The organism is Oerskovia enterophila, assembly GCF_044748475.1.
In the GTDB taxonomy this organism is placed as follows: Bacteria; Actinomycetota; Actinomycetes; order Actinomycetales; family Cellulomonadaceae; genus Oerskovia; species Oerskovia enterophila.
Genome location: NZ_JBIVFZ010000004.1, coordinates 388,352 through 413,730, shown reverse-complemented (window position 1 = coordinate 413,730; position 25,379 = coordinate 388,352). Strand labels below are relative to the sequence as shown.

Below are 25,379 nucleotides of genomic sequence, written 5' to 3'. Positions count from 1 at the left end.
GCATCCATGGGTCGATCACTCGATGTCCTGGCAGCGTGCGAGGCTTTCGTCGCCGTCGCCGACCGGGAGAGCTTCACGGCCGGCGCCCTGGCGGCGGGCATCAGCCAGTCCGTGGCGAGCCGACGCATCGGTGCCCTCGAGGCCCATCTGGGCGGGCGGCTGTTCGACCGGACGTCGCGGCGGGTCGCGCTCACCGCGCTCGGCCGCGGGGTCCTGCCCAGCGCCGCCCGGCTCGTCGGTGCGGCCGCCGACCTGGTCGACGACGCCAGACGCTCTCGTGCGCGCCCGCTGAGCGTGGGCGTCCCTCCGTCGGTGCCACCGCTCGTGCTGGCAGAGCTGTGCGCAGCCGGTGCTGCCGGGCGGCTCCCGCTCGCCCCTGTCGCGGGGAACCCGGCCGAACGCGCCGAGGCCTTCCGTTCCGGGCGTACCTCGCTCTTCCTCGAGAACGTCCCCTCGGACCGGGCGCGCTGGACGGCACGGCTCGGGGTCGGCTCCCACCCGGACGACGACGCGACGGGGACGTTCCACCTGGGTGAGCTGCGCCCCGCGCGCGGACGACCGACGGGAGCCCTGCGACGGCTCTGGCTCCAGCCCGAGGACGACGTGCCCCACGTCCGCGACCGGATGGAGCGGGCCCGGGACGAGGCGGGGCTCGCTCCCGTCCAGGTCCGCGTCGCGGAGTCGACCGTGCGAGCGCTGTCCGAGATCCTCGTGTCCGACGACCTGGTCCTCTGCACGCGGCCCGAGGCCTCGACCTACGACCTGCGTTGGCGCCCCCTCGGCGACCAGCAGCTCGTGCGGGCGTACGCCGTGGGCGCGGCCGACGAGAGCCTCGCGGCGCGTTTCGTCGCACTCTGCTCGTCTGCCGTGGTGACCGTGCTCGGGGCCGACGACGCGAGCGACCGTGCGACGCAGACCGGGCTGGAGCCCGTCCGTGGGTGACGGGTCGGTGGTCGGGGAGGCCGTCCGGGTGCTCGACGCAGCCGGGCTCCGGGCCTCGGTCCTCGTGCAGGATCTCAGGACGGGCAGGGAGCTCGCGATCGAGCCGGACGTGCCCTACCCGCTCGCCTCGGTCGTCAAGCTTCCCCTCCTGGTCGCGGTCCTCGAGCGGGCAGCGGCGGGGACGATCGACCTGTCGGCGGTCGTCACGCTCGGCAGGTCCGAGCGGACGCCGGGGCCGACCGGGCTCTCGCAGTTCGCCCACCCCGCGAGCGTCGCCGTCGAGGACCTGCTGTACCTCGCGACCTGCCTGAGCGACGACACCGCGGCCGATGCCCTGTTCGCGCTGTGCCCACCGGGCGAGGTCAACACCACGCTGCGCGCGCTCGGGATCACGGACGTGACGCTGCGGCACCCCATCCACGAGCTCCACCGCACCCTCGCGAGCCGCCTCGGCCCGGACGAGCTGCATCTCGCGCTCTCCCTGGCCATCCGTTCGACGACCGAGGGACGGGGGCACCTCGTCCCGCAGCTCGACGTCACGCAGGCGAACGCGGGCACGGCCCGGGGGCTCGTCCGGCTGCTGCGTGAGGTGTGGACAGGACAGCGGCTCGACCGCGCGACGGTCGAGAGGACCCGTGCGCTCCTGGCCAGGAACGTCCTGCGGAACCGGCTCGCACCGGACCTCGAGAGCGATGCGTCGACCTGGTCGTCGAAGACCGGGACGTTCCTGCACCTGCGGCACGAGGTCGGGGTCCTCGAGCACCACGACGGCTCGGCCTTCGCGATCGCCGTGCTGAGCGAGTCCACCGTGCCCGCACGGATCCAGCCGGCGGCCGAGCAGGCCCTCGGGTTCGCCGCCCGCGCGCTCCACGACGAGCTCCGCTCGCGACGCTGAGCGGCGCCCCCGCAGGCGGACCACCCGCGCCCCGGGGGATGATCGCGGAGGAGAGCAGGACGCCCGGGGCGCGTGACGCCGTCGGGCACGAGCGCACCCCGACCCCGCACCCAGGAGCCACCCATGAGCGACGACGCGACCTACGGCAGCCCCGACTTCGACTGGTCCGTGCTGACCGTCCCGACCCCGCTCGCCATGGTGCGCGGGCAGCTCGGCTTCTCGTGGCTCGAGGTCCTGGGACGGCTCGTGACGCTCAGCCAGGAGGAGTTCGCGTGGGAGCCCGGGCCGGACGCGCTGCGCGTCGTGCGGCGCGGCGACGAGCGCACGCCCCGCACGCTCGGGATCGGCGAGTGGGTCATGGAGTGGCCCGAGGGCTCCGACTCGCCCCAGCCGCGGACCATCGCGTGGCTCGTCGCACACCTCACCGAGGCGTTCTTCGAGCGGTGGGAGTGGACGTTCGGCGACCGGATCGCCCGGCGAGACGCGGTCGCGTTCTCGGGCGAGGTGGACCCGGCGATCGAGGGCCTGACGCGCTGGGTGGACCTGTGGCGCACGGGCGTCGACGAGCTCCCCGAGGACCAGGTCTTCACGGTCGGGCTCAGCCAGGCGACCGAGATCGACGCGCAGGCGCCGTTCGGGCACCTCGTGCTCCACATGAACCGCGAGCTCATCCACCACGGTGCCGAGATCATGGTGCTGCAGGACCTCTACCGGGCGCGGCACGCGGACTGAGCCGGCCGGTCGTCGGGCTTGACGCAGCGCCACACGGCCCGCCGCCGAGCCGTGCGTCGGCAGGATCACACCGCTGCGGGGAATCCTCGGGGCGTCCCGGTCGTTGAAACCCGTCATGAGCGAAAAGGTGAAGGTCGACATCTGGTCCGACGTGGCGTGCCCCTGGTGCTACGTCGGCAAGCGCCGCTTCGAGACGGCGCTGGCCGGGTTCTCGGGCCGCGACGACGCCCCCGAGGTGGAGATCGAGTACCACTCGTTCGAGCTCGCACCGGACACCCCGGTCGACTTCGAGGGCACCGAGGTCGACTTCCTGGCCAAGCACAAGGGCATGCCCGCGGGTCAGGTCGAGCAGATGCTCGGACAGATGACGACGGTCGCCGCAGCCGAGGGGCTCGCGTACGACTTCGACGCCCTTCAGCACACCAAGACCCTCAAGGCGCACGAGCTGCTGCACTTCGCGAAGTCCCAGGGCAAGCAGGTCGAGATGAAGGAGCGCCTCCTCAAGGCGTACTTCGAGCAGGGCCGTCACGTCGGCCGCATCGAGGAGCTCGCGGCGCTCGCGGCCGAGGTCGGCCTGGACGCCGACGAGGTCCGCACGGTCCTCGAGAACGGTGACTTCGAGGACGACGTCGAGCAGGACATCGCGCTGGCCCGCGCCTACGGCATCAGCGGCGTCCCGTTCTTCGTGTTCAACGGCAAGTACGGGGTGTCGGGCGCGCAGGACCCGGCCGTCTTCACGCAGGTCCTCGACCAGGTCGTCGCGGACGCCGCGGAGTCGGTGGCCTGACCGTTCCCCGGTCGTCCTCGGTCGCGGCCACCCACCTACCAGGTGGAATGCGACCGAGATCACAGGAGGAGCGGTAGCAAATGCGACCGAGTATCAGCCAGACTGTCGGGAAACCCGCAGCGTCGCTGGTCCTCGGTGGCAGCGCACCCGTCCTCCCTTCGAGACGATGCCCGCCCACCCACCACGAGCATCGCAGCACGTGACTTCAGGAGATCCCATGACCGACACCATGCAGGACAGCCCTTTCCACTCGATCGCGAACCCGCGTCGCACGACCCTCATGACGGTCTCGGCCGCCGAGGCCGCCGCGCCGTTCACGATGATGGGCAACGACGACGCCGCGGTGTGCGTCGACGGGGTGTGCGCTCTCCCGGAGTGACCCTCCCGTGCGCTCGAGCACGGGGTTGTGTCCGTTCTGCGGCTCAGAACGACCGCAACCTCGTTCTCGGGTGCGTCCCGCTCAGCCCCGGTGGTGCCGACCCATCGGCACGAGGGTCGGCGTCCCCGTGATCGGGTCGGGCACCACGAGCGAGTCCAGGCCGAACACCTCGCGCACCATCCGAGCGTCGACGACGTCGCCCGGTGCGCCCTCGGTGTGCACCTTGCCGTCGCGCATCGCGACGAGGCGGTCGGAGTAGCGGCACGCCATGTCGAGGTCGTGCAGCACCATGACGACCGTGGTCCCGCGCGACTCGTTGAGGTCCACGAGCAGGTCCAGCACGTCGATCTGGTGGGCGATGTCGAGGAACGTCGTCGGCTCGTCGAGCAGCAGCAGGTCGGTGCGCTGCGCGAGCGCCATGGCGATCCACACGCGCTGCCGCTGCCCGCCCGAGAGTTCGTCCACGGACCGCTCGGCCAGGTCGAGCGTCCCGGTCGAGGCGAGCGCGTCCGCCACGGCCTCGTCGTCGCCCGCGGTCCAGCGGCGGAACCAGCCCTGGTGGGGGTAGCGGCCGCGGCCCACGAGGTCCGCGACCGTGATGCCGTCGGGGGCCACGGGGCTCTGCGGCAGCAGGCCCAGCGTGGTCGCGACCTGCTTGGTGGGCAGCGTGCGGATGTCCTCGCCGTCGAGCAGGACGGCCCCGCTCACGGGCTTGAGCAGGCGCGCGAGGCCGCGCAGCAGCGTCGACTTGCCGCACCCGTTGGAGCCGACGATCGACGTGATCTTCCCGGCCGCGACCGTGAGGCTGAGGTCCTCGACGACGCGGCGCTCGTCGTACGCGAGCGACACGTGGTCGGCTGCGAGCGTGTGCGTCCCGGCGGCGCGCGCGCCGGCACCACCGGCCGCGGCGTGCGGAGCCCGCGCGTCGGCAGGAGGCCCGACGGCGTCGCTCGCCTCGGGCGCGCCCCCGGCGGTCTCGGGATGTTCGGTCATTCTCAGCCTCCGCGTCCGGAACGGTTGGTGCGCACGAGCAGCCACAGCAGGTAGGGGGCGCCGACGATCCCCGTGACGACGCCCACGGGCAGCGTCACGTCGGGGATCGCGAACTGTGCGACGAGGTCGGAGCCGAGCACGAGCAACGCGCCCACGAGCGCCGCGGGCACGAGCGCGAGCCGGCCGTCGCCCAGGGTGCGGCGGGCGATGGGGGCCGCGACGAGCGCGACGAACGCGACGGGGCCCACGACCGCGACGGCCGAGCCGGCGAGGCCCACGGCCACGAGGATCAGCAGGAGCCGGGAGCGCTCGACGCGGATGCCGAGCGCGGCCGCGGCGTCGTCGCCGAGCTCGAGCGAGCGCAGCCGCGGTGCCAGGAAGGCCGTGAGCGGCACGAGCACCGCGAAGCAGATCAGCAACGGGTTGAGGGTCGACCAGTCGGAGCGCGCGAGCGAGCCCGTGATCCACACGAGCGCGGCCTGCGCGTCACGCACGTCGCTCGTCGTCAGGACCCACGAGACCACGCTCATGCACAGGGCCGCGACGCCGATCCCGATCAGGACGAGCCGGTACCCGGCCACGCCACCGCGCCACGCGAGCAGGTAGATCGCGACGGCCGCGACGAGCGACCCGGCGAGCACCAGGCCGGTGAGCGCGAGCCCGCTGATCCCCAGGACCACGACGCCCACGACGCCCGCGGCGCTCGCGCTCTGCGTGATCCCGATGATGTCGGGGCTCGCGAGCGGGTTGCGCACGATCGACTGGAACAGCGCGCCCGACAGGCCGAGCGCGGCCCCGACGACCAGTGCCGTCAGGAGGCGGGGGAGGCGCAGCTCGACCATCACGAACTGCGTGAGGACGTCGGCTCGGCCCAGGACCGTGTCGAGGATGCCGGAGAGCGGGACGGCCGCGTCGCCCAGCGTCAGCCCGATCGCGGCGAGCACCACGAGCGCGACCGACAGCCCGGTGACCAGGCGCGCCTCGCGCGCCCGCCCGCGGTGGCGCGAGGCTCGGGCGACGTCGATGCCCTGGTGAGCGGCGCCGTCGGGCAGGCCGTGCGGGACGGTGGTCGGGGCGCTCACAGCGACACCGTCTTCCCGCGCCGCACGAGCGCGATGAACAGGGGCGCACCCACGACGGCCGTGACCACGCCCACCTGGAGCTCGCCCGGCCGGGCCACGACGCGCCCGATCACGTCGCACCCGATGAGCAGCACGGGCGCCGCGACGACCGCGTACGGGAGCACCCACCGGTAGTCCAGCCCGACGACGTAGCGCGCCACGTGCGGGACGACGAGCCCCACGAACGCCACGGGTCCCACGGCCGCGGTCGCGGCCCCGCACAGCAGGACGATCGCGATGCCCGCGACGACGCGCGTGCGGGTGACGTCCTGCCCGAGGCCGCGCGCGACGTCGTCGCCCAGGGCCAGGCCGTTGAGCGAGCGGCCGAGCGCGAGGGCCAGGACGAGGCCCACGACCACGAACGGCAGCACCTGCCACATGACCGTCGAGCCGCGCGCCGCGAGCGAGCCGACCTGCCAGAAGCGCATGAGGTCGAGCGCAGCGCGGTCGACCAGGAGGACCGCGGTCACGACCGAGGTCAGCGCAGCCGTGACGGCCGCTCCGGCGAGGGCGAGCTTGACGGGTGTCGCGCCCTCGCGCCCCACGCTCGCGACGCCGTAGACGACCGCGGCCGCGACGGCGGCTCCGATGAACGCGAACCACACGTAGCCGCCGACCTGCGAGACGCCGAAGAACGAGATCGCGCCGACCACGAAGAGCGAGGCTCCTGCGCTGATGCCGAGCAGGCCCGGGTCGGCGAGCGGGTTGCGCGTCAGGCCCTGCATGAGCGTGCCCGCGGCGCCGAGCGCGGCCCCCGCGACCAGGCCCACGAGCGTGCGGGGCACGCGCTTCTCGACCACCACGAGGTGGTCGGGGTTGGTCGGGTCGTAGCTCGTGAGGGCGTCCACGACGACGCTCAGGGGCAGGGCGTTGGCCCCGACCGCGAGGCTCAGCGCGCACACCGCGGCCAAGGCAACGAGCAAGGTGGCGAGTCCGATGACGAGACGCCGACGACGGGCCGGGCGACGAGAGGTCGCCCGGCCCGTGCCGGCGTCAGTGCTGTGGGTCGTGCTCATGAGTGGTGCGAGACTACGACACCTTCTCGGCGGCGGCCGCGAGCTGCGGCACGTACTGGTCGAGCATCCACGGGATCGACAGCGCCGTGGGGGCGCTCGACGCCATGACGAACGACTCGCCGACGATCGGGGCGAAGCGGCCCTCGGCCACGGTGGGCATCGCGGCGATGACCGGGTCGGCCACGAACGTGTCGACGTCGGCCTGCGTCGCGAAGTACATGATGAGGACGTCGGCGTCGATCTTGGAGACGTTCTCGTAGCTCAGCGGGTACCAGAAGGTGCCGGACGTCGGGTCGGCGTCGAGCTCCTCGACGCTCGGGGAGAGCGTCATGCCCAGGTCCTCGACGACCTGCACGCGCGGGTCCTCGGCGCGGTAGACGTTGAGCTGGTCGGCCGTGTTGGCTGCCGCGTACAGGAACGACTTGCCCTGGATGACGGGGTACGCGTCCGACTGCGCGGTGATGCCGGCGGTCGTCTCCTCGACGAGCGCGTCGGCCTCCTCCGACAGGCCCAGGGCGTCGCCGACGATGTCGAGCTGGTCCTGCCAGGACAGCGCCCACGGCTGGTCCGGGTAGGCGACGACCGGCGCGATCTTGGAGAGCTTGTCGAACTCCTCCTGCGTGATGCCCGAGTAGGGGGCCAGGATGACGTCGGGCTCGGCCGCGACGACCTCCTCGAACGGCACCTCGCTCGTGTCGCCGCCCGAGAGCAGGGTGGGCGTCTCGGCGCCCATCTCGTCGAGCTTCTCGGCGACCCAGGGGAGCACGCCGTCCTCGTTGCCGCCGTACGTGTAGGCGGGCATCGCGACGGGCACGACGCCCAGCGCCAGGACGGCGTCCTGCGTCGACCAGCCCCACGTCACGACGCGCTCGGGCTTCTCCTCGATGACGGCCTCGCCGAGCGCGCTGTCGATCGTGACGGGGAAGGCGCCCTCGGACGCGGTGCCGTCGGCCGCGGGCGACGAGGCGTCGTCGCCCGACCCGCCGGAGCAGGCGCCGAGCGCGAAGGCGGTGGCGACGGTCGCGGCGACCAGGGCCGTGGGCCGGAGCCGTCGAGAGATGGTGCGAGCGGACATGATGCTCCTCGGTCGGTGCTGCGCGGGGATGCTGCTAGAGGTAAGGCTAACCTCATCGGCTGGGAGCGAGGCCGGTCGTGCGTGGTGAGGACCAGTGGGATGGTTCACAACGCGGTGTCATCTCCCGGCCGGGGCGTGTCGGGGAGCGGCCGTCCGGGGGTGAGTGTGCCGGTGCTGGTGCGGTGCGGTGCTGGTGCCGAGCACGAGGTTGCGGTCGTTATGACCGGCTTGGTGACCGCAACCTCGTGCTCGACCGCACGGAACCTCGTGCTCAGTTCCCCCGGTGGTCCTGGATCGAGAGCCTCGGCCCCCGCCGAGGCGCGTGGCCCAGCCCCGACACCTCGAGCAGCCGCACGACCCGGTACCGGTGGGGCGCGTAGGGCGCGAGCAGCCGCAGCATCCCGGCGTCGTCGGTCCGTTCGCCGGTCAGCGCCCAGCCGACGGCCTTGGCGAGGTGGAAGTCGCCGACCGACACCGCGTCCGCGTCTCCGAGCGCCCGCTGCCCGACCTCCGCGGCCGTCCATACCCCGACCCCGGGCACGAGCTGCAACCGCGCCTGCGCCGCGGTCGGGTCCATCGCGGTGCACTCCTCGAGCCGGCGTGCGACGCGCGCGCACTCGACGACGGTCCGCGCCCGTCGGGGGTCGACGCCGGCCCGGTGCCAGTCCCACGTGGGGATCGTGGCCCAGGTCCGGGCGTCGGGGACCACGCGCATGCCGTCGGGGGCAGGGCCCGGCGCGGGCTTCCCGTAGCGTGCGAGCAGCCAGCGCCACGCGTGGTGGGCGGTCACGGTCTGCACCTTCTGCTCGAGGACCGCAGGCACGAGCGCCTCGAGCACCCGCCCGGTACGGGGGACGCGCAGCCCGGGGTGCCTGCGGTGCGCGTCCGCGAGGCGGGCGGGAGGCGCGAAGGAGGCTGCGTCGTCGGGCTCCCCGAGGAGCGCGGGGAGCGACGCGGCGAGCTCGCCCGCCCCGGGCCCCCACGCCTGCCCGACGACGTCACACACCCCCGCCTGCACCAGGCGGTAGGTCACGGGTCCGGCCGGGAAGAGGCTCGTGCGCCAGGTCCCGGCCTGCGGGCCGCTCGGCACCACGCGGAACGTGGGGTCGTAGGGGCCGCGCGCGAGCTTCGCGAGCGTCGAGCGCAGGTCGAGCGGCCGCTCGGAACGCAGGACGAGGGGGAGCGGTGTGGTCGAGGTGTCGACCGGGTCGGCCGGTCCGGTCCCGGCGAGAGCCGGGGCGGGGAGCGGGGACGCGGTCATCGCTCCAGTGTCGCACCGGAGCCTGAGGCTCCCGGCGGGACGATCCGCCGAGCACGAGGTTGCGGTCGTCATGAGCCGCAGAACGGGCGCAACCTCGTTCTCGGCGCGCACCGGGGGATCGTGTGGAGCCGCGGACAAGGAAAGCGGGACCAGGCCGGAACAGGGACGAGGCCGCCACCGGACGGGCAGCGGCCTCGAACCGTTCGGGCGGAGCGTCAGTCGAAGAGCGTCGACTCGGTCCAGGCGTCCGCGGCGGCCTTGCTCGCGGCACTCGCCCCGACCTTGGTGGCCGCACGGCCCGCAGCAGCCGGCCGCTTGGCGGGCGCGACCGCGAGGTCGTCGGTGCCAGCGAGCGTGGCCCGCTCCTCGCCGCGCCCGGCGGCCCAGTCCTGTGCCGCGAGGCCCGCGAGCTGGTCGGCCCGCTCGTTGAAGTGGTTGCCGACGTGCCCCCGCACCCACCGGAACCGCACCGGTCCGGGGCGGGCCTGGATCGCGGCCTCGATGCCCTGCACGAGCTCGAGGTTCTTCACGGGGCTGCCGCCGGCCGTCCGCCAGCCCTTGCGCTTCCAGCCCTCGAGCCACTCCGACGCGCACTTGATGGCGTACTGGGAGTCGGACTCGATGAGGAGCGGCTCTGCGCTCTGGTGGGCGCGTACCGCCTCCAGCAGAGCCATGAGCTCCGCGATCTGGTTCGTCCCGGAGGCTGCGCCGCCCGAGTCGAAGGTTCCGTCGTGGTTGATCCACGCCCAACCGATCGCTCCACCCGGGTTGACCAGGCACGAGCCGTCGGTGCTGACAGTGATCACTTGTGCGTCCTCGCTCATCGGAGTCGGAAGTCCGTCGCGCCCATTGTCCCCGACTTTCGGGGGCGCCAGGACCGCTGTCTGCTCGCTGTGCGCCCGACGGCGGAGCGCACCCGTGCGCGCGTGGTGCGCTCCGTCGTCGGGCACCGGGAACGGGGTGACGGACGCCTCAGGCGAGCGACGACCGCCGGGCACGACGAGCCCAGGAACCCCCGACAGCACGACGCCCCCGCCCCCACCGGTGACCGGGGGAGCGAGGGCGACGCGTGATCAGGCCGTGGTCAGCTGACGCCGAGCAGGTCGATCACGAAGACGAGCGTCTTGCCGGACAGGCGGTGGCCACCACCGGCCGGGCCGTAGGCGAGCTCCGGGGGGCAGACGAGCTTGCGGCGCCCGCCGACCTTCATCCCCGGGATGCCCTGCTGCCAGCCGGCGATGAGGCTGCGCAGCGGGAAGTTGATGGACTGGCCACGGCTCCAGGACGAGTCGAACTCCTCGCCGGAGTCGTACTCGACGCCCAGGTAGTGGACGTTGACGGTCGAGCCGGGCTGCGCCTCGGCGCCGTCGCCGACGATCAGGTCGACGACCTCGAGCTCGGTGGGGGCCGGGCCCTCGGGGGCATCGACCTCAGGACGGGTGCGTTCGGTGTTCTCGGACATGTTCCGATCCAACCACGGGACGCCCCCGCAGCGGCTGTCGGAACTCCCGCGAACCGCAGAACCGTGCGGAAAAGTTGGGGATCCCGAAACCCACGGAGGCCCCTTTCTTGCCATGATGAACGCATGACACCCCCCGCTGCCCCGAGCTCCGGCATGCCCGCGCACGCCGGCGAGGCCCGTCGTCGGACCCCTCAGGAGATCCGTCGCTGGCGCCAGTACCTGGCCGACGAGCGTGCTGAGGCCGCGTCCTACCGCGACCTCGCGTCGCGCCGCTCGGGCGAGGAGAAGGAGATCCTGCTGGCGCTCGCGGACGCCGAGAAGCGCCACGAGGACCACTGGCTCGCGCTGCTGGGCGACGACGCAGGCAAGCCCCTGCGCGGCGACTGGCGCACACGGTCGCTCGGGCTGTTCGCGCGCCGGTTCGGCGGGGTGTTCGTGCTCGCTCTCGCGCAGCGGGCCGAGGCCCGCTCGACGTACGAGACCGACGTCGACGCGACCGCCGCGATGGCCGCCGACGAACGCATCCACGAGGAGGTCGTGCGAGGGCTCGCGACGCGCGGGCGCATGCGCATGTCGGGGACGTTCCGCGCCGCGGTGTTCGGCGCGAACGACGGCCTGGTCTCCAACCTCGCGCTGATCCTGGGGATCGGAGCGTCGGGTGCGTCGAACGAGACCGTGCTGCTCACGGGTCTCGCGGGGTTGCTCGCCGGTGCGTTGTCGATGGGGGCGGGCGAGTACGTGTCGGTGCGGTCGCAGCGCGAGCTGCTCGACGCGTCGACGCCCAGCCCGTTGGCCTCGGCCGCGCTGCCGCACCTCGACGTCGACGCCAACGAGCTCGCGCTCGTCTACCGGGCACGTGGCCTGACTCCCGACGAGGCCGAGAAGCACGCGGGCGAGGTGCTGTCGACGTACACCGCGGCGACCGTGATCGCCCCGGCCGCCGAGGTGGACGAGTTCGAGACGCACGGCTCCGCGATGGGGGCGGCCGTGTCGTCGTTCCTCTTCTTCGCGTCGGGCGCGCTCGTCCCGGTGCTGCCGTACCTGTTCGGCCTCCAGGGCGGGGTCGCGGTGCTCGTCGGGAGCGTCCTCGTGGGGCTGGCGCTGCTCGGGACGGGCGCCACGGTCGGGCTGCTGTCGGGGGCGTCACCCGTCAAGCGGGCGCTGCGCCAGATCGCGATCGGGTTCGGTGCAGCCGCCGCGACGTACGCGCTGGGGCTGATCTTCGGGACCACGGTCGGGTAACGGGGCAGGTCGTGGGGGCGGGTGAATCGCCCGCCGTCGGCGTGCGGAGCGCAGCGGCCTCTCCTACGGTGGGAACTCGTACGACCGTTCCACCGACGAGGATGCCGATGCCCAGGTCTGCCGCAGCTCTCCCCGTGCGCTCCCGCGCGCGGCGGTGGCTGGTGCGCGGACTGGTTGCCGGTGCCGGCGCCGGGGTCGGGACGCTTCTCGCGATCGGGACGGCCGGCTCGGCTGCCGCGGCCGACGACCCGCTCGGTCTCGGCGGGCTCCTCGCCCCCGTGACGAGCACGGTCCAGCAGGTCGTCGAGCCGATCATCACCCCCGTCGTGCAGGACGTCGTCAAGCCCGTGCTCGACCCGGTCGTGCAGCAGGTCGTGGCCCCCGTGACGAAGCCGGTCGCACCGGTCGTCGAGGCGGTCGCAGCTCCGGTCGCACCCGTGGTCAAGCCCGTGGCCGACGTCGTCGCTCCCGTCACGGGGGGCGTCGCCCAGGTCGTGGCACCGGTCGCGAAGCCCGTGGTGGATGCGGTCGCTCCGGCGGTCACGCCCGTGCTCGACACGCTCGCCCCGGTGACCGCACCGGTCGCCGACTCGCTGGCTCCGGTGGTCGCGCCGATCCTCGAGCCGCTCGCTCCCGTGCTGAACCCGGTGCTCGATCCGCTGGCCCCCGTGGTCGGCGCGCTCGACCCGGTCCTCGGGTCGGTGCTGGATCCTCTGGCCCCGGTCGTGGACCCGATCCTCCCGGGGACAGGTCCCGGGACGGTTCCGGGTGATGGCAACGAGGTGGTTCCCTCTGTTCCCGGCGGCACGGCTCCTGGAGCCGGTGTCGCGACGGTTCCTGACGTGGGACCCGGCCTGGGCGGGGGATCGACAGGTCCCGATGCTGCGCTCCCAGCGCTCGGGGTGGAGTCGTCGGTGGACAGGCTCGAGGCCGCGGCGCTCGGCCGTCTCCGTCTCGGCGACAGGGCGCCGCTCGGCTCGCTCGCTTCCGTCTCCGACACCTCCGCAGCCGTGCTGAGCAGCCCCACCCACGAACCCCTGGGGAGCCCTCTGTCCGGGCCCGGGGGAGTCGACTCCGCGGCGCCGTCGAGCGGTTCCAGCACCGTGTCGCCTCGTGGCGGCTCCGGTGGTGACTCGGCTCTCTCTGCCGACTCCCCGTTCTTCGCCCCCTCGACGCTCTGGGCGCTGCCCGACGCCGAGGCGCGTGCGGCCCGCTCCTCCACGTTCTTCGAGGTCCCTGTCTCCCCTGCATGACCTGGCCACGTCGCGCCCTCGCGTGCGGCACGAGCCATCCGGCGCAGCCCCCTTCTCGGCGCGCCGTCCATGTCATGCAAGGAGAAACGATCATGCACACCTACGTTCGTCGTGCGCTGCAGACAGCGCTCGTCACAGGCGGCCTGCTGGCCGTCGGGGCCGTCTCGGCCCAGGCCTCCGAGGGGGACCTCCTCGGCAACCTCGGACTCGACCTCGGCGTCGACGTCTCGCTCAGCCAGGTCGTCGGGGTCCTGCCCGACGTCGCGGTCGACGTCCCGGTGAACGTGCCGGTCAACGTCTCGGACGTCGCCGTGGGCGTCCTCGGGGACGCCGCGGTGAGCTCGCCTGCACCTGCACCTGCACCTGCACCTGCACCTGCGCCCGCTCCTGCACCTGCGCCGGCTCCGGTCACGGCACCCCCGACGGGTGGCCCCGCGGACATCGCGATCGACGTGCCGATCACGATCCCGGTGGACGTCTCCGGCGTCGCCGTGGGCATCCTCGGGGACGCCGCGGTGAGCTCACCTGCACCTGCACCTGCACCTGCACCTGCACCGGCGCCTGTGCCCGCTCCGGTGTCCGACGCCGAATCCGCCGGCGTCGATGTCGACGTGCCGGTCACGGTCCCAGTGAACGTCTCGGGGATCGCCGCAGGCGTCCTGGGCGACGCGACGGTCTCGTCGCCTGCTCCTGTCCAGCCGGTAGCTGCGGTGCCCGCTCCTACGGGGAGTGAGGCGCCGTCGGGCGGTGTCTCGGTCGACATCCCCGTGACGGTGCCGGTCAGCGTGACGGACATCGCGGTGGGCGTTCTCGGAGACGCGTCAGTCATTCCTGGTGCAGGTGCTGGTGCCGGTACAGGGACCGACGCAGGGGGCGTCACGGGGATCCCGGGCGGCCTGCTGGGTGGGCTGACCGGTGGTGGTCTGTTGGACGGCGTCCTCGGTGAGGACGGGCTCCTTGAGGGGCTCCTCGGGAGCGACGGCGTGCTCGGACCGCTGCCCGACGTCAGCGTGAACCTGCCGATCACCGTCCCGGTGGACGTGTCCTGCTTGGGCGTCGGCCTCCTGGGCAACGCCTCGGTCGGGTGCCCCGCCGCGGCAGTCGTCGACCCCACGGACCCGACCGACCCGACGGACCCGACGGACCCGACGGACCCGACGGACCCCGTGGACCCGACGAACCCCGTCGACCCCGTTGACCCGGTCATGCCGACGATCTCGGTCGACCCCGCCGGGTCGACGGACACCGTCCAGACGGTCAGCCGTCAGGTCGTGACGGGATCTGGCACGGTCGCCGCAGCCTCGGTCACGGCGGCGACGTCGGGATCGCTCGCGACGACCGGTGCGGACTACGGGCTGCTGGTGTTCGCCGGAGTCCTCGTCCTCCTGGGCCAGGCGGTCCGCCTCCTGGTGCGTCGACGCGAGCCGGTGCGTAGAGCCGGGGTCCGCTCGGCGGACTGAGGTGATCCCGGCGCGCTGACGCTCGGGTGAACCGAAGGGCCGGGCCGTCCGATCTGTCGGACGGCCCGGCCTCGAGCGCGTCTGCCCGACCCCGGCTCGGTCCTGGGTGCCGAGCCGGGACTGGGGAGTGTTTTCTGTGGAGCCACCACAATTGTGGTGGCTCCACAGAAAACACATGCTGGTCCGGGTCGCCGGGTCGCCGGGTCGCCGGGTCGCCGGGTCGCCGGGTCGCCGGGTCGCCGGGTCGCCGGGTCGCCGGGCCACAGGCCACGGCAACCCTGACGCCGCGGGCGCCCCACGGCGGACCGGTCGGCCGCCGTCGGGCAGGGAGGTGCGCTAGACGACCAGGCCCAGCAGCAGGATCACGATCAGCGCCACGACCGACAGCACGCACTCCATGACGGACCACGTCTTGAACGTCTGCCCCACGGTCATGCCGAAGTACTCCTTGATGAGCCAGAACCCGGCGTCGTTGACGTGGGACAGGAACACCGAGCCCGCGCCGATCGCGAGGACCAGCAGCGCCGCGTGCGTGGGCGAGAGGCCCGCGGCGAGCGGGGCCATGATCCCGGCGGCCGTGATGGTCGCGACCGTCGCCGACCCCGTCGCGACGCGGATGAGCGCCGCGACCAGCCATCCCGCGAGGAGCGGCGAGAGGTTCGCGTCGGAGATCCCGTTCGCGATGACGTCGCCCACTCCCGTGTCGACGAGCGTCTGCTTGAAACCGCCGCCCGCGCCCACGATCAGCAGGATGCCCGCGATCGGGGCGAAGGACTTGTCGACCAGCGTGCTGATCTCGTCGCGCGTGCGACCCATCGCGCTGCCGAACGCCACGAGCGACACGAGCGACGTGATGAGCAACGCGACGAGCGGCGTCCCGATGAACTCGAGCCCCTTGCCGACGGGCGACTCCAGGGTCCCGGTCATCTCGACGACCGTCCGGGCCAGCATGAGGATCACGGGCAGCAGGACCACGGTGACGGCGACCGCGAAGCTCGGGCGCGGGGCGTCCTCGTCGCGCTCGGACACGCCCAGGACGGTCGTGGGCGGGGGCAGCTTGACCCACACCGCGAGCGGCTTGGCGAGCAGGGGCCCCGCGACGATCACGGTCGGCACCGCGACGAGCAGGCCGAGCCCCAGCGTCAGGCCGAGGTTCGCGCCCAGCGCGTCGATCGCGAGCAGCGGCCCCGGGTGCGGGGGGACCAGGCCGTGCAGCGCCGACAGCCCCGCGAGGGCCGGGATGCCGACGAGGATCGGGGAGACCTTGGAGCGCCGCGCGACCATCATGACGACGGGGATGAGCAGGACCACGCCGACCTCGAAGAACAGCGGGATGCCGACCACGAACGCGATGAGCGCCATGGCCCACGGCAGCCGCTGCAGGGGCGTGCGCGCCAGGATCGTGTCGACGATCTGGTCCGCGCCGCCCGAGTCGATGAGCATCTTGCCGATGATCGCGCCGAGCGCGATGAGGACGCCGACCCCCGCGACGGTCGAGCCGAGCCCCGCCGAGAAGCTCACGAACGCGCTCACGAAGTCGATGCCCGCGACGATCGCGAGGACCGCCGAGCCGATCATGAGGGACAGGAACGGGTGGAGCTTGAGCCACACGATCAGGACGATGATCGTGGCGATCCCGAGCACGGCCGCGAGGATGAGCTGGGTCGTCCCGGCGTCGGTCGTCGGCGTCTCGGTGGCTGCGCGCAGGGCGCCCGCGGCGAGCGGGTGCGAGGCGAGGGTGAGCATCATCGCTCCTCGGGGTGGATGGACGTTCTGGTCGGGGTGCGCCGCGCTCGTCCGTCGGCGCGGGGGATCGTGGGGTGGGGCAGGGCCGTGGACGCGAGGATCCGGTCCACGAGCTCCTCGGGCGGTGCGCCGACGTCGAGCGTGATCCCGTCCTCGTCGGCCGCGAGGGGTTCGAGCGTCGCGAGCTGGGACGGCAGCAGGGACGCGGGCATGAAGTGCCCGCTGCGGTGCGTCATGCGGTCCTCGAGCAGCTCGGTGCTGCCCGTGAGGTGCACGAACCGGACGCGCCCGTGCGCGGTCCGCAGCAGGTCCCGGTAGCTGTGCTTGAGCGCCGAGCACGTCACGACCGCCGAGTCGCCCTCGGCGGCCTGCTCGTCGAGCCAGTCGCGCATCGCGCGGAGCCAGGGCCAGCGGTCCTCGTCGGTGAGCGGGGTGCCCGCGCTCATCTTGTCGATGTTGGCCTGCGGGTGGAACTCGTCCGCCTCGGCGTACGGGCGGTGCGTGCGTTCCGCGAGCAGGGTCGCGACCGTGGTCTTGCCCGAGCCGGCGACACCCATGATGACGAGGTGCACGGGGTCGGGGTCGACCGCGGGAGTCCTGGCCGGGGCCGCGCCCGACGACGGGGTGACGACCCTGTCCGGGGTGGGGCTGACGTCTGTGTCCATGAGGGGGGTTCCTTGGCTGTCCGTCGACTGCTGCGTCGTGCGCGGACCTCTGCGGCCGCTCACCGAGCATGCACGATTGGTATCACCTTTGGCAAGACAATGGTGTGACCTATGAAAGGGTCGTAGGCTCGACCCATGTCCGCGACGGTGCTCCACAGCTCGGTGACCGACGTCCTCGGCCACCGCATCACCGCAGGTCACCTCCCTGCGGGCAGCACGTTGACCCTGGACGGGATCGGGACCGAGTTCGGTGTCTCGCGCACCGTGACCCGCGAGACCATGCGCCAGCTCGAAGCGCTCGGCCTCGTCCGCTCGGGGCGTCGCATCGGCCTGGTCGTGCTCCCCGAGCAGGACTGGAACGTCTACGACGCCCGGATCATCCGCTGGCGCCTCGCCGGACCCGGCCGGGACGCACAGCTGCGCTCGCTGACCGAGCTGCGCTGCGCCGTCGAACCCCTGGCCGCCGCGGGTGCCGCCCGGCACGCGACCCCCGAGGCCCGCACAGAGCTCGTCGAGCTCGCCGCGCGCATGCGCGAGCTGGGCGAGGCCGGACGCCTCGAGGAGTTCCTCGTGCTCGACATCCGCCTGCACGCGCTGCTCCTGCGGTCGTCGGGCAACGAGATGTTCGCCGCGCTGCACGAGGTCGTGGGCGAGGTCCTCGCCGGGCGCACGCACCTGGGCCTCATGCCGCAGGCCCCCGTCGCCGAGGCGCTCGACGAGCACGAGGCCGTGGCCCGCGCGGTCGCCGCGGGGGACGCCGCCGAGGCCGAGCGCGCCATGGCCGCGCTCGTCGGGGAGGTCCGGGCAGCGCTCACGGCCTGACGCGCCCACGGCCTGACGCGCCCACGGCCCGACGGCGCCGCGCACCCCGCGGAGCGACCCGCGGTTCTGAGACGGTCGCCTCGGGAGACGGTCTTCCGACCGCCGCGAGGTAGCCTCGTCGATCGTGCCCCGCCTCGACGGCATCCTTGCCGACACGACCCCGCTCCGCGTCTCCCCGCCGTTCCGTCGGCTGTGGTGGGGGCTCGGGGTCTCCAACCTCGGCTCGCAGCTGACCGTCGTCGCCGTGGGGCTGCAGGTGTACGCGCTCACGGGCTCGACGCTCGCGGTCGGCGTGCTGGGCATCTTCGCGCTCGTGCCCCTCGTGGCGCTCGGCCTGTACGGGGGCGCGCTCGTCGACGCCTACGACCGCCGCAAGGTCGCGCTGCTCGCGTCGTGGGCGCTGTGGGTCGTCACGGGACTGCTCGCGCTCCAGGCGTGGCTCGACGTCGGGTCGGTCGGGGTCCTGTACGGGCTCGTGGCGCTCCAGTCGGCCGCGTTCGCTATCAACAACCCCGCGCGCTCGGCGATCATCCCGCGCTTGGTCGAGCCCCGCCTCCTGCCCGCCGCGAACGCGCTGCAGACCATCTCGTGGAGCATCGCGCTGACCGTGGGCCCGCTGCTCGGCGCGTTCCTCGTGGCGCTGTGGGGGTACGGGATCGCGTACTCGATCGACGTGGTGCTGTTCGCCGCGGCGCTGTGGGCCGTGTGGCGGCTGCCGTCGATCCCGCCGGTCCTGTCTCCCGAGGACACGTCGTCAGAGCTGGACCGGGCTCCCCACCGGGGCACGTCTGACGACGTGGCTGGTGGCGAGGCCGGGGAGCCGTCGGTGCCCCGCCGCAAGGTCGTCGGCATCAGCTCGGTCGTCGACGGCCTGCGCTACCTCGCGACCCGGCCCAACGTGCGCACGACCTTCCTGGTCGACCTCGCCGCGATGATCCTCGCGTTCCCGCGCGTGCTGCTGCCCGCGGTCGGCGTGCTCTTCATCGGTGGCGGCGAGACCACGACGGGGGTGCTGAGCGCGGCGTTCGCGGTCGGCGCGGTGCTCGCCGGGGTCTTCTCGGGCGCGCTCTCGCGCGTGCGCTGGCAGGGGCTCGTGATCGCGTGGGCCATCACGGCGTGGGGGCTGTCGATCGCGGCGTTCGGTGCCGTGCTGCTCCTCGTGGGCTCGAGCAACCCGCCGCAGGTGCTCGTGGGCGGCCTGGTCGCGGCGTGCGTCGCGCTCGCGCTGGCCGGGGCGTCCGACGCGGTGAGCGCGGTCTTCCGCCAGACGATCCTCCAGACCGCGACCCCCGACGACATGCGAGGCCGCCTCCAGGGCGTCTTCATCGTCGTCGTCGCGGGCGGCCCGCGCCTGGGCGAGGTGGTCCTCGGCGCCCAGGCGAGCTGGTTCGGCGAGGCGTGGGCCGCGGTCGCGGGCGGGCTGGCCTGCATCGTCGTGGTGTGGCTGATCCTGCGGACGCAGCCGCGCTTCCTCAGGTACGACGCGCTGCACCCCGAGCCGTAGGGGTGCCGGACCCGTTCCTGGCACCACCACCCGCACGACCGCAGCCCGCCCAGAGGCTCCCGGGCCCGAGGAGGAGCTCCGGCGCGCGATCCGGACCTACGCGGTCGCCGGTCTCGCGAGCGCACCGCTGCTGCTCCGGGCCGCGGCCGCTCGACGCAGCGACCCTCTACGGTCCGGCGACGAGCTACGGTCCTGACGTGGAGATCGAGGAGGAGCTGCCGCCGTTCTGGTTCGGCCAGGAGGTCTGTGTGCTGGGGGCGACGGCCGGGATCGCCGGGACCGGCGTGGTGCGCGGGGTCTCGCGTCCTGGGCCGGGTGAGCCCTGGGCCTTCGCCGTCGAGCTCGACGGCGAGGCCGACCTCGTCGGCGCCGCTGCCGAACGCCTCGTAGCGACCGGCTGGTTCCGCGACGACGAGGGGCGTCGGGCGACCGTCGAGCAGCACGAGCGCGAAGCATCCTCGCGGCCGGGCGAACGCCTGCGCCGTCGTCACGTCTCCCTCCGGACGCACGTCGAGGCAGGCGGTGCCGACGAGGCGGCAGCCAGGGCGCGCGCGGTCGTGGCCGCGCTCGGCCTCGAGCCCGTCGACGTCGACGAGCCAGTCGAGTACTGGAAGGTCCCGGGCACCTGGGTCGTCGTGACCGGGCTCGCCTGGCCGCGGGTCGCGAGCGACGACGCCGAGGCCGCCGTCCTGCACCTCGTCGCCTCGACGGGCCTCGACTGGGCTCCGGTCTCGGGGACCCCGGCGGGGTGCGACGCCGTGTGGAACCCGGGCGACGCCGTCGACCCCCGGACGAGGCACGTCACCTGGATGGTCCTCGACGCGATCGCGTGACGCTCACCACGGTCGCTTCACCGCGCGACCGCGCCCTCTCGTCACTATCGTCGAAGGGAAACCTGACACGGAGGGGGTCGTCATGACCAGCAACGACGCAGGAGCGGCGGGGGATCCCCGCGCTCAGGCGCAGGCCAAGCGGCTCAACAAGAAAGTCGTCGGGATCAGCCTCGCAGCAGCGCTCGGTGGCTTCCTGTTCGGGTTCGACACGGCGGTGATCAACGGGGCCGTCGACTCCCTGTCCGAGACGTTCGAGCTCAACGCGGCGATCACGGGCTTCGCGGTCTCGTCCGCGCTGATCGGCTGTGCGGTGGGTGCGTGGTTCGCGGGTCCGGTCGCGAACAAGATCGGCCGCATCAAGGTCATGCTCATCGCGTCGGCGCTGTTCTTCGTGTCGGCGTTCGGGTCCGGCCTCGCGTTCTCGGTCGTGGACCTGATCCTGTGGCGCGTCATCGGCGGCCTGGGGATCGGGGCTGCGTCGGTCATCGCTCCCGCGTACATCGCGGAGGTCTCCCCGGCCCGCATCCGTGGCCGGCTCGGGTCTCTGCAGCAGCTCGCGATCGTGACCGGTATCTTCGCCTCCCTCCTCACCGACGCAGCGCTGGCCGGGGCCGCGGGTGGCGCGTCGAACGTCCTGTGGCTGGGTCAGGAGGCGTGGCGCTGGATGTTCATGGCCGCGGCCGTCCCGGCGGTCGCGTACGGTCTGTTCGCGCTGCGCATCCCCGAGTCTCCCCGCTACCTGGTCGCCAAGGGGGAGACCAAGAAGGCGGCCGAGGTCCTGCGGGAGTTCACGGGGGTCCAGGACGTCGACCACAAGATCGCGGACATCGAGAACTCCCTCAAGTCGGACACCAAGGCCTCGCTCAAGGACCTGCGGGGCAAGCGGCTGGGCCTCAAGCCGATCGTCTGGGTCGGCATCCTGCTCTCGGTCTTCCAGCAGTTCGTGGGCATCAACGTGATCTTCTACTACTCGACGACGCTGTGGCGGTCGGTCGGGTTCTCGGAGGACGACGCGCTCCTGACCTCGGTCATCACCTCGGTCACCAACATCGTGGTGACGATCGTCGCGATCTTGCTGATCGACCGCATCGGCCGCCGCATCCTGCTCCTCGCGGGGTCGACGGGCATGTTCGTCTCGCTGGGCATGATGGCCGTCGCGTTCACGCAGGCCACGATGACCACGGCCTCCGACGGCACGTCCACGGCCTCGCTCGACGGCGCCTGGGCCACGGTCGCGCTCATCGCGGCCAACGCGTTCGTGGTGTTCTTCGGGGCGTCGTGGGGGCCGGTCGTCTGGGTGCTGCTGGGCGAGATGTTCCCCAACCGCATCCGTGCGAGCGCGCTGGCCGTCGCCGCAGCCGCGCAGTGGGTCGCGAACTTCGCGATCTCGACGTCGTTCCCCGTCCTGGCGGACATCGGTCTGAGCTTCGCGTACGCGTTCTACGCGTTCTTCGCGCTGCTGTCGCTGTTCTTCGTCTTCTACAAGATCCCGGAGACGCGCGGCAAGGAGCTCGAGGACATGCGCGACGACTTCGTGATCAAGCGGGGCCACATCGTCGAGTCGGCCTGAGGCACAGCCCCGCCCCTGCCGAGAAGTGAGCAGATGCCCCTGATCCGCGCGGATCAGGGGCATCTGCTCACTTCTCGGCGTAGAGGCGCGGTGCGCTACGCGAGCCCCGCGTCCCGCGCGACGATCGCGGCCTGCATGCGCGTCGTGACCTGGACCTTCGCGAGCACGCGCGACACGTGCGTCTTGGCCGTAGCCTCGCTGATGAACAGCTCGTCGGCGATGCCCTGGTTCGACAGCCCCCGCCCGAGGGCCGCGAGCACGTCGACCTCGCGCGGGGTCAGCTCGCGGAGCCGCGCGGTGGTCTCGCCGCGTTGTTCGTCGGCCGGCGTGCCGCCCGTCCGACCCGTGCCCGACGGCGCCGCTCGCCCCGCGAGGTGAGCGGCGCCGTCGGGCCTCGGGGCGGACGCGAACGCCGCCAACAGGCGGCGCGTGACCTCGGGGGCCAGGACCCCGTCGCCCGCCGCGACCCGGCGGACCGCGTCGATGAGCGCGGCGGGCTCCGCGGTCTTGAGCAGGAACCCTGCGGCTCCGGCGCGCAGTGCCTCGTCGACGTACTCGTCGAGGTCGAACGTCGTGAGGACGAGGACCTCGGCGAGCTTCTCGGAGACGATCGTGCGCGTGGCCTCGATGCCGTCGACGCCGGGCATGCGCAGGTCCATGAGCACGACCTCGGGGCGCAGCGCGCGGGCGTTGGTGATCGCGGCCGCGCCGTCGCCGGCCTCGCCGACGACCTCGATGTCCGGTGCCGAGTCGAGCAGGAACCGGAGGCCGGCGCGGATCGCGGCGTGGTCGTCGGCGAGCAGGACGCGGATCATGCGGGGTCTCCGGGTGGGTCGGTGTGGCGTGGAGCGCTGCGACCGTGCGGGGTCGGTGGGATCCCGTCGGCCGAGGAGTTGTCAGATCTGGGCCGGTCGATACCCCGGCCTGCTTCTGACAACTGATCCGTGGCGGTCGTGGCAGTCGGGGAGGGGGCGGTCGGGGGACCGGCCGGTCGGCCCAGGGGCAGCACGGCCCGCACGTGCCAGGCTCCGCCCGCGGCACGGGGACCGGTAGTACGTGCGTCGACAGGGCCCGCCCTGAACGTGCCGCCCAGAGCCTCGGCGCGCTCGCGCATCGTGAGGAGCCCGGTGCGGGTGCTCAGGCTCGGCGGGAGCGGGCGGGGTTCGTCGGTGAGGGAGCTCGTGACCTCGACCGTGAGGCGGTCCGGTCCCAGCCCGAGCGTGACCAGCACCCGCCCGCCGGGCGCGTGCTTGGCGGCATTGGTCAGGGCTTCCTGCGCGATCCGGTGCGCAGCCTGGTCGACGGCCGCGGGGAGCGTCGCCGAGCGGGCGTCGTCCGGGTCCTCGACGTCGACCGTGAGCCCCTGCGCGCGTGCGGAGACGAGGACGTCGTCGAGCCGGGCGAGCCGTGCGGGGGCGGCGACGGCTTCACCCCCGAGCACCGTGGCTCTGTTGTCAGAACTGAGCCGGTCCATACCCCGGCCACGTTCTGACAACTGATCGGCAGGGGCGAGGGGCACCCCCTCGCGCAGGTCTGGAGGACCACTGTCTGGGGACAAGTTGTCAGAACTGAGCCGGTCCATACCCCGGCCACGTTCTGACAACTGATCCACGCCGAGCGCACCAGCGCGAGACGCACCGTCCCGCGGCAGGTCCGAGCGCAGCAGCAGGATCATGGCCCGCATCTCCTCGAGCGACGTGATGCTGCTCGACCGCACGAGCTCGAGCGCGGCGCGGTCCCGCGCGGCATCGGGTGGCGACGCGAGCGCGGCCCCCGAGTGGATCGCGATGGCGGACAGGTGGGACGCGATGACGTCGTGCAGGTCGCGCGCCATCGCGGCCCTCTCCGCGCGCACGGCCTCGTGCTGCCCGAGCGTCGCGATCTGCTCGAGGTCGGCCGCACGCTGGGCCTCGAGGTCGGCGCGCTCCGCCTCGAGGTCGGCCCGCTCGGCGGCGAGGTCCGCGAGGTCGGACTTCTGCCGCACGTTCGCGGCCCACCAGAGCGGTGTCGCGAGGATCGCTGCGACCTGGATGCCGCCGACCACGAACCCTTGCACGTCCCGGTAGTGCTCCCCCGTGAGCACCGCGACCGCGACGACCATCACCCCGACGGCGACCCCCACCACCGTCCGCAGCCGCCTGCTGCCGTGCAGCCCGCTCGCGTAGAGCAGGTCCCACAGGACCAGGACCATGCCGAGGCTGCCCCCGAACGACAGGTCGACCGCGAACGCCACGGTCCCGACGCTGAGCGCGACCGCCGGATGCGCGCGCTTGAAGACCAGCGCGACGCACCCGGCGAGCAGGGGCAGCACGTGCCACCAGCGCCCGTCGACCGTCACGAGTGGCGGGATCGACCACACCTGCACGACGTCGACGAGCAGGAGCAGGACCCCGATCACGAACATCCCGACGGCGTTGTACGCGTCGCCGCGCCTGCTGTCGGTGCGCAGGCCCGTGGCGACGGTGCTGACCACGCGCCGCACGCGCGACGCACGGGGTGACGAGCCGGCGGCCCGGGCGTCCGGAGCGCCCGAGCCGTCGCCACCACCAGCGCCGTCGCCGGCGGACGCGGTCGCGGTCACGCCGTCCGACGCAGGAGCGGGCAGGGGATCGGGCACGTTCCCATCTCAGCACAGGGGGCCGGGCCGTGGATCGCCCGAACGATGTACGGCGCGGCGCAGCGCCCGGCAAGGATCGCCCGTCCGCCCGACGACAGGCCCATCTCCGGCAGCGAGCCTTGCGGCATGGAACTCCTTCCTCTCCTCGGGGCGCTCGCGGTCCTGGCCCTCGTCGACTCGACGAGCTTCGGCACCTTGCTGATCCCGGTGTGGCTGCTCATGACCCCGGGCCGGGTGCGGGTCGCGCGGATGCTCGTCTACCTGGCCACGATCGTCGGGTTCTATCTCGCGGTCGGCCTGGTCGTCGCGCTGGGCGCGGGCGCGTTCGCCGACGTCCTCGGGCAGGTCGTCGAGACCCGCCCGGTCAGGATCGTCGAGCTGCTGCTCGGGGTGGGCCTGGTCGCGTACAGCTTCCGGATCGACCGCCGGTCCAAGGGGTCGTCGACCGGTCAGGGGCGCGTCCTGCGGTGGCGGGCCCGCGCGATGGGGACGTCGGGCGGGGAGGGCGCGGCGCCGTCGGGCCTGCTTCCCCTGCCCGACGGCGGAGCGCACCCCGTGCGCGTGACCCCGCCCCGCGCGGGCGTCGACACCGCGCCGGAGACGGGATCCGTGACGGCCCTCATGGGCCTCGCGCTGGGTGCCGCGGCGATCGAGCTCGCGTCGATGCTCCCGTACCTCGCGGCGATCGGGCTGCTCACCCAGGCGGGCCTGGGGTGGCCGACGACCGGGCTGGTCCTCGCGGGGTACTGCGTCGTCATGGTGCTGCCCGCGCTCGTCCTGCTGGCGGGTCGTGTCCTCGCGGCCCGGCAGGTGGGCCCGCTCCTCGACCGGCTCAACGTGTGGATGACGAAGAACGCGGCGTCGACCACGGCGTGGGTCGTGGGGATCGTGGGCTTCCTGCTCGCGCGCGACGCCGTGGTCTGGCTCGGCTGGATGGGCTGAATGTCCGCGGATCTTGCCGGAACGGCAACCGGACTTGCCTCGGGGCGGGGTGCGGCAGCAAG

Annotated in this window: 24 protein-coding genes; 13 read left to right on the top strand and 11 right to left on the bottom strand. The window is 73.1% G+C overall.

Annotation, left to right across the window (positions count from 1 at the left end):
- Positions 1–6: 6 nt before the first annotated feature.
- The 5 genes from ACIPWA_RS14815 to ACIPWA_RS14795 all read left to right on the top strand — a co-directional run bounded on the left by ACIPWA_RS14815 (position 7) and on the right by ACIPWA_RS14795 (position 3,735).
- Positions 7–942, top strand: coding sequence for a LysR family transcriptional regulator (locus tag ACIPWA_RS14815; RefSeq protein WP_400291246.1), 936 nt, complete (start codon positions 7–9; stop codon positions 940–942).
- Positions 935–1,837: a serine hydrolase gene (locus ACIPWA_RS14810; protein WP_400291244.1), complete on the top strand. Its 903-nt coding sequence runs from the start codon at positions 935–937 to the stop codon at positions 1,835–1,837. Before ACIPWA_RS14815 ends, ACIPWA_RS14810 begins: the two co-directional genes overlap by 8 nt.
- 123 nt (positions 1,838–1,960) lie before the next feature.
- Positions 1,961–2,569 carry a DinB family protein gene (locus ACIPWA_RS14805; protein WP_400291242.1) on the top strand — a complete coding sequence of 203 codons (609 nt, stop codon included), beginning with the start codon at positions 1,961–1,963 and terminating at the stop codon, positions 2,567–2,569.
- Between the two features lie 115 nt (positions 2,570–2,684).
- Positions 2,685–3,356, top strand: a complete 672-nt coding sequence (locus ACIPWA_RS14800) for a DsbA family oxidoreductase (RefSeq protein WP_400291241.1) — start codon at positions 2,685–2,687, stop codon at positions 3,354–3,356.
- Positions 3,357–3,573: 217 nt separating this feature from the next.
- Positions 3,574–3,735, top strand: coding sequence for a hypothetical protein (locus tag ACIPWA_RS14795; RefSeq protein WP_157257675.1), 162 nt, complete (start codon positions 3,574–3,576; stop codon positions 3,733–3,735).
- Positions 3,736–3,816: 81 nt separating this feature from the next.
- Here the strand turns inward: ACIPWA_RS14795 and ACIPWA_RS14790 are convergent, their stop codons facing one another.
- The 7 genes from ACIPWA_RS14790 to ACIPWA_RS14760 all read right to left on the bottom strand — a co-directional run bounded on the left by ACIPWA_RS14790 (position 3,817) and on the right by ACIPWA_RS14760 (position 10,663).
- Complete coding sequence (locus tag ACIPWA_RS14790) at positions 3,817–4,728, bottom strand: ABC transporter ATP-binding protein (RefSeq protein ID WP_400291238.1); 912 nt, start codon at positions 4,726–4,728, stop codon at positions 3,817–3,819.
- 2 nt (positions 4,729–4,730) lie between these two features.
- Positions 4,731–5,810, bottom strand: a complete 1,080-nt coding sequence (locus ACIPWA_RS14785) for a FecCD family ABC transporter permease (protein ID WP_400291236.1) — start codon at positions 5,808–5,810, stop codon at positions 4,731–4,733.
- Entirely contained in the window at positions 5,807–6,865 is a 1,059-nt protein-coding gene (locus tag ACIPWA_RS14780; protein ID WP_400291234.1) for a FecCD family ABC transporter permease, read from the bottom strand. Before ACIPWA_RS14780 ends, ACIPWA_RS14785 begins: the two co-directional genes overlap by 4 nt.
- Positions 6,866–6,878: 13 nt before the next feature.
- A complete protein-coding gene (locus tag ACIPWA_RS14775) occupies positions 6,879–7,940 on the bottom strand; it encodes an iron-siderophore ABC transporter substrate-binding protein (protein WP_400291232.1) in 1,062 nt (353 codons plus the stop codon).
- 271 nt (positions 7,941–8,211) lie between these two features.
- A complete protein-coding gene (locus tag ACIPWA_RS14770) occupies positions 8,212–9,201 on the bottom strand; it encodes a DNA-3-methyladenine glycosylase family protein (protein WP_400291230.1) in 990 nt (329 codons plus the stop codon).
- Positions 9,202–9,416: 215 nt separating this feature from the next.
- Positions 9,417–10,007 (bottom strand): ribonuclease H family protein, encoded by a 591-nt coding sequence (locus tag ACIPWA_RS14765; protein WP_082618523.1) that lies wholly within the window; start codon positions 10,005–10,007, stop codon positions 9,417–9,419.
- Positions 10,008–10,285: 278 nt separating this feature from the next.
- Positions 10,286–10,663 (bottom strand): FKBP-type peptidyl-prolyl cis-trans isomerase, encoded by a 378-nt coding sequence (locus ACIPWA_RS14760; RefSeq protein ID WP_056652896.1) that lies wholly within the window; start codon positions 10,661–10,663, stop codon positions 10,286–10,288.
- Between the two features lie 153 nt (positions 10,664–10,816).
- Between ACIPWA_RS14760 and ACIPWA_RS14755 the strand changes: the two genes are divergently transcribed.
- The 3 genes from ACIPWA_RS14755 to ACIPWA_RS14745 all read left to right on the top strand — a co-directional run bounded on the left by ACIPWA_RS14755 (position 10,817) and on the right by ACIPWA_RS14745 (position 14,618).
- A complete protein-coding gene (locus ACIPWA_RS14755; protein ID WP_068623435.1) occupies positions 10,817–11,905 on the top strand; it encodes a VIT1/CCC1 transporter family protein in 1,089 nt (362 codons plus the stop codon).
- Between the two features lie 107 nt (positions 11,906–12,012).
- Positions 12,013–13,158, top strand: coding sequence for a hypothetical protein (locus ACIPWA_RS14750; RefSeq protein WP_400291229.1), 1,146 nt, complete (start codon positions 12,013–12,015; stop codon positions 13,156–13,158).
- 92 nt (positions 13,159–13,250) lie between these two features.
- Positions 13,251–14,618 carry a hypothetical protein gene (locus tag ACIPWA_RS14745; RefSeq protein WP_400291228.1) on the top strand — a complete coding sequence of 456 codons (1,368 nt, stop codon included), beginning with the start codon at positions 13,251–13,253 and terminating at the stop codon, positions 14,616–14,618.
- Between the two features lie 336 nt (positions 14,619–14,954).
- On the opposite strand, the gene ACIPWA_RS14740 is transcribed toward ACIPWA_RS14745, so the two are convergent.
- Both ACIPWA_RS14740 and ACIPWA_RS14735 read right to left on the bottom strand, forming a co-directional pair.
- Positions 14,955–16,367, bottom strand: coding sequence for a GntT/GntP/DsdX family permease (locus ACIPWA_RS14740; RefSeq protein WP_400291227.1), 1,413 nt, complete (start codon positions 16,365–16,367; stop codon positions 14,955–14,957).
- Positions 16,364–17,029, bottom strand: coding sequence for a gluconokinase (locus tag ACIPWA_RS14735; protein ID WP_400291225.1), 666 nt, complete (start codon positions 17,027–17,029; stop codon positions 16,364–16,366). The genes ACIPWA_RS14740 and ACIPWA_RS14735 overlap by 4 nt, the downstream gene beginning before the upstream one ends.
- Positions 17,030–17,164: 135 nt before the next feature.
- Here ACIPWA_RS14735 and ACIPWA_RS14730 point away from each other — a divergent pair, with 135 nt between their 5' ends.
- The 4 genes from ACIPWA_RS14730 (at position 17,165) to ACIPWA_RS14715 (ending at position 21,758) form a co-directional block, all read left to right on the top strand.
- Positions 17,165–17,851, top strand: coding sequence for a FadR/GntR family transcriptional regulator (locus ACIPWA_RS14730; RefSeq protein ID WP_068623442.1), 687 nt, complete (start codon positions 17,165–17,167; stop codon positions 17,849–17,851).
- 124 nt (positions 17,852–17,975) lie between these two features.
- Positions 17,976–19,355, top strand: a complete 1,380-nt coding sequence (locus ACIPWA_RS14725) for an MFS transporter (RefSeq protein ID WP_400291224.1) — start codon at positions 17,976–17,978, stop codon at positions 19,353–19,355.
- A gap of 197 nt (positions 19,356–19,552) precedes the next feature.
- Positions 19,553–20,188 carry a hypothetical protein gene (locus ACIPWA_RS14720; protein ID WP_400291222.1) on the top strand — a complete coding sequence of 212 codons (636 nt, stop codon included), beginning with the start codon at positions 19,553–19,555 and terminating at the stop codon, positions 20,186–20,188.
- A gap of 82 nt (positions 20,189–20,270) precedes the next feature.
- Positions 20,271–21,758: a sugar porter family MFS transporter gene (locus tag ACIPWA_RS14715; RefSeq protein WP_082609042.1), complete on the top strand. Its 1,488-nt coding sequence runs from the start codon at positions 20,271–20,273 to the stop codon at positions 21,756–21,758.
- Between the two features lie 95 nt (positions 21,759–21,853).
- Here the strand turns inward: ACIPWA_RS14715 and ACIPWA_RS14710 are convergent, their stop codons facing one another.
- Positions 21,854–22,573, bottom strand: a complete 720-nt coding sequence (locus ACIPWA_RS14710; RefSeq protein ID WP_400291221.1) for a response regulator — start codon at positions 22,571–22,573, stop codon at positions 21,854–21,856.
- Complete coding sequence (locus ACIPWA_RS14705) at positions 22,570–24,375, bottom strand: ATP-binding protein (RefSeq protein WP_400291219.1); 1,806 nt, start codon at positions 24,373–24,375, stop codon at positions 22,570–22,572. Before ACIPWA_RS14705 ends, ACIPWA_RS14710 begins: the two co-directional genes overlap by 4 nt.
- Positions 24,376–24,501: 126 nt before the next feature.
- Here ACIPWA_RS14705 and ACIPWA_RS14700 point away from each other — a divergent pair, with 126 nt between their 5' ends.
- A complete protein-coding gene (locus ACIPWA_RS14700; protein WP_400291218.1) occupies positions 24,502–25,317 on the top strand; it encodes a GAP family protein in 816 nt (271 codons plus the stop codon).
- Positions 25,318–25,379 lie beyond the last annotated feature (62 nt).

What these genes read in the sequence shown, in the direction of transcription:
- ACIPWA_RS14815 (WP_400291246.1), top strand. Translation starts at nt 7, where the DNA reads ATGGGTCGATCACTCGATGTCCTGGCAGCGTGCGAGGCTTTCGTCGCC.
- ACIPWA_RS14805 (WP_400291242.1), top strand. Translation starts at nt 1,961, where the DNA reads ATGAGCGACGACGCGACCTACGGCAGCCCCGACTTCGACTGGTCCGTG.
- ACIPWA_RS14800 (WP_400291241.1), top strand. Translation starts at nt 2,685, where the DNA reads ATGAGCGAAAAGGTGAAGGTCGACATCTGGTCCGACGTGGCGTGCCCC.
- ACIPWA_RS14795 (WP_157257675.1), top strand. Translation starts at nt 3,574, where the DNA reads ATGACCGACACCATGCAGGACAGCCCTTTCCACTCGATCGCGAACCCG.
- ACIPWA_RS14790 (WP_400291238.1), bottom strand. Translation starts at nt 4,728, where the DNA reads ATGACCGAACATCCCGAGACCGCCGGGGGCGCGCCCGAGGCGAGCGAC.
- ACIPWA_RS14780 (WP_400291234.1), bottom strand. Translation starts at nt 6,865, where the DNA reads ATGAGCACGACCCACAGCACTGACGCCGGCACGGGCCGGGCGACCTCT.
- ACIPWA_RS14775 (WP_400291232.1), bottom strand. Translation starts at nt 7,940, where the DNA reads ATGTCCGCTCGCACCATCTCTCGACGGCTCCGGCCCACGGCCCTGGTC.
- ACIPWA_RS14770 (WP_400291230.1), bottom strand. Translation starts at nt 9,201, where the DNA reads ATGACCGCGTCCCCGCTCCCCGCCCCGGCTCTCGCCGGGACCGGACCG.
- ACIPWA_RS14760 (WP_056652896.1), bottom strand. Translation starts at nt 10,663, where the DNA reads ATGTCCGAGAACACCGAACGCACCCGTCCTGAGGTCGATGCCCCCGAG.
- ACIPWA_RS14755 (WP_068623435.1), top strand. Translation starts at nt 10,817, where the DNA reads ATGCCCGCGCACGCCGGCGAGGCCCGTCGTCGGACCCCTCAGGAGATC.
- ACIPWA_RS14750 (WP_400291229.1), top strand. Translation starts at nt 12,013, where the DNA reads ATGCCCAGGTCTGCCGCAGCTCTCCCCGTGCGCTCCCGCGCGCGGCGG.
- ACIPWA_RS14745 (WP_400291228.1), top strand. Translation starts at nt 13,251, where the DNA reads ATGCACACCTACGTTCGTCGTGCGCTGCAGACAGCGCTCGTCACAGGC.
- ACIPWA_RS14740 (WP_400291227.1), bottom strand. Translation starts at nt 16,367, where the DNA reads ATGATGCTCACCCTCGCCTCGCACCCGCTCGCCGCGGGCGCCCTGCGC.
- ACIPWA_RS14735 (WP_400291225.1), bottom strand. Translation starts at nt 17,029, where the DNA reads ATGGACACAGACGTCAGCCCCACCCCGGACAGGGTCGTCACCCCGTCG.
- ACIPWA_RS14730 (WP_068623442.1), top strand. Translation starts at nt 17,165, where the DNA reads ATGTCCGCGACGGTGCTCCACAGCTCGGTGACCGACGTCCTCGGCCAC.
- ACIPWA_RS14715 (WP_082609042.1), top strand. Translation starts at nt 20,271, where the DNA reads ATGACCAGCAACGACGCAGGAGCGGCGGGGGATCCCCGCGCTCAGGCG.
- ACIPWA_RS14710 (WP_400291221.1), bottom strand. Translation starts at nt 22,573, where the DNA reads ATGATCCGCGTCCTGCTCGCCGACGACCACGCCGCGATCCGCGCCGGC.
- ACIPWA_RS14700 (WP_400291218.1), top strand. Translation starts at nt 24,502, where the DNA reads ATGGAACTCCTTCCTCTCCTCGGGGCGCTCGCGGTCCTGGCCCTCGTC.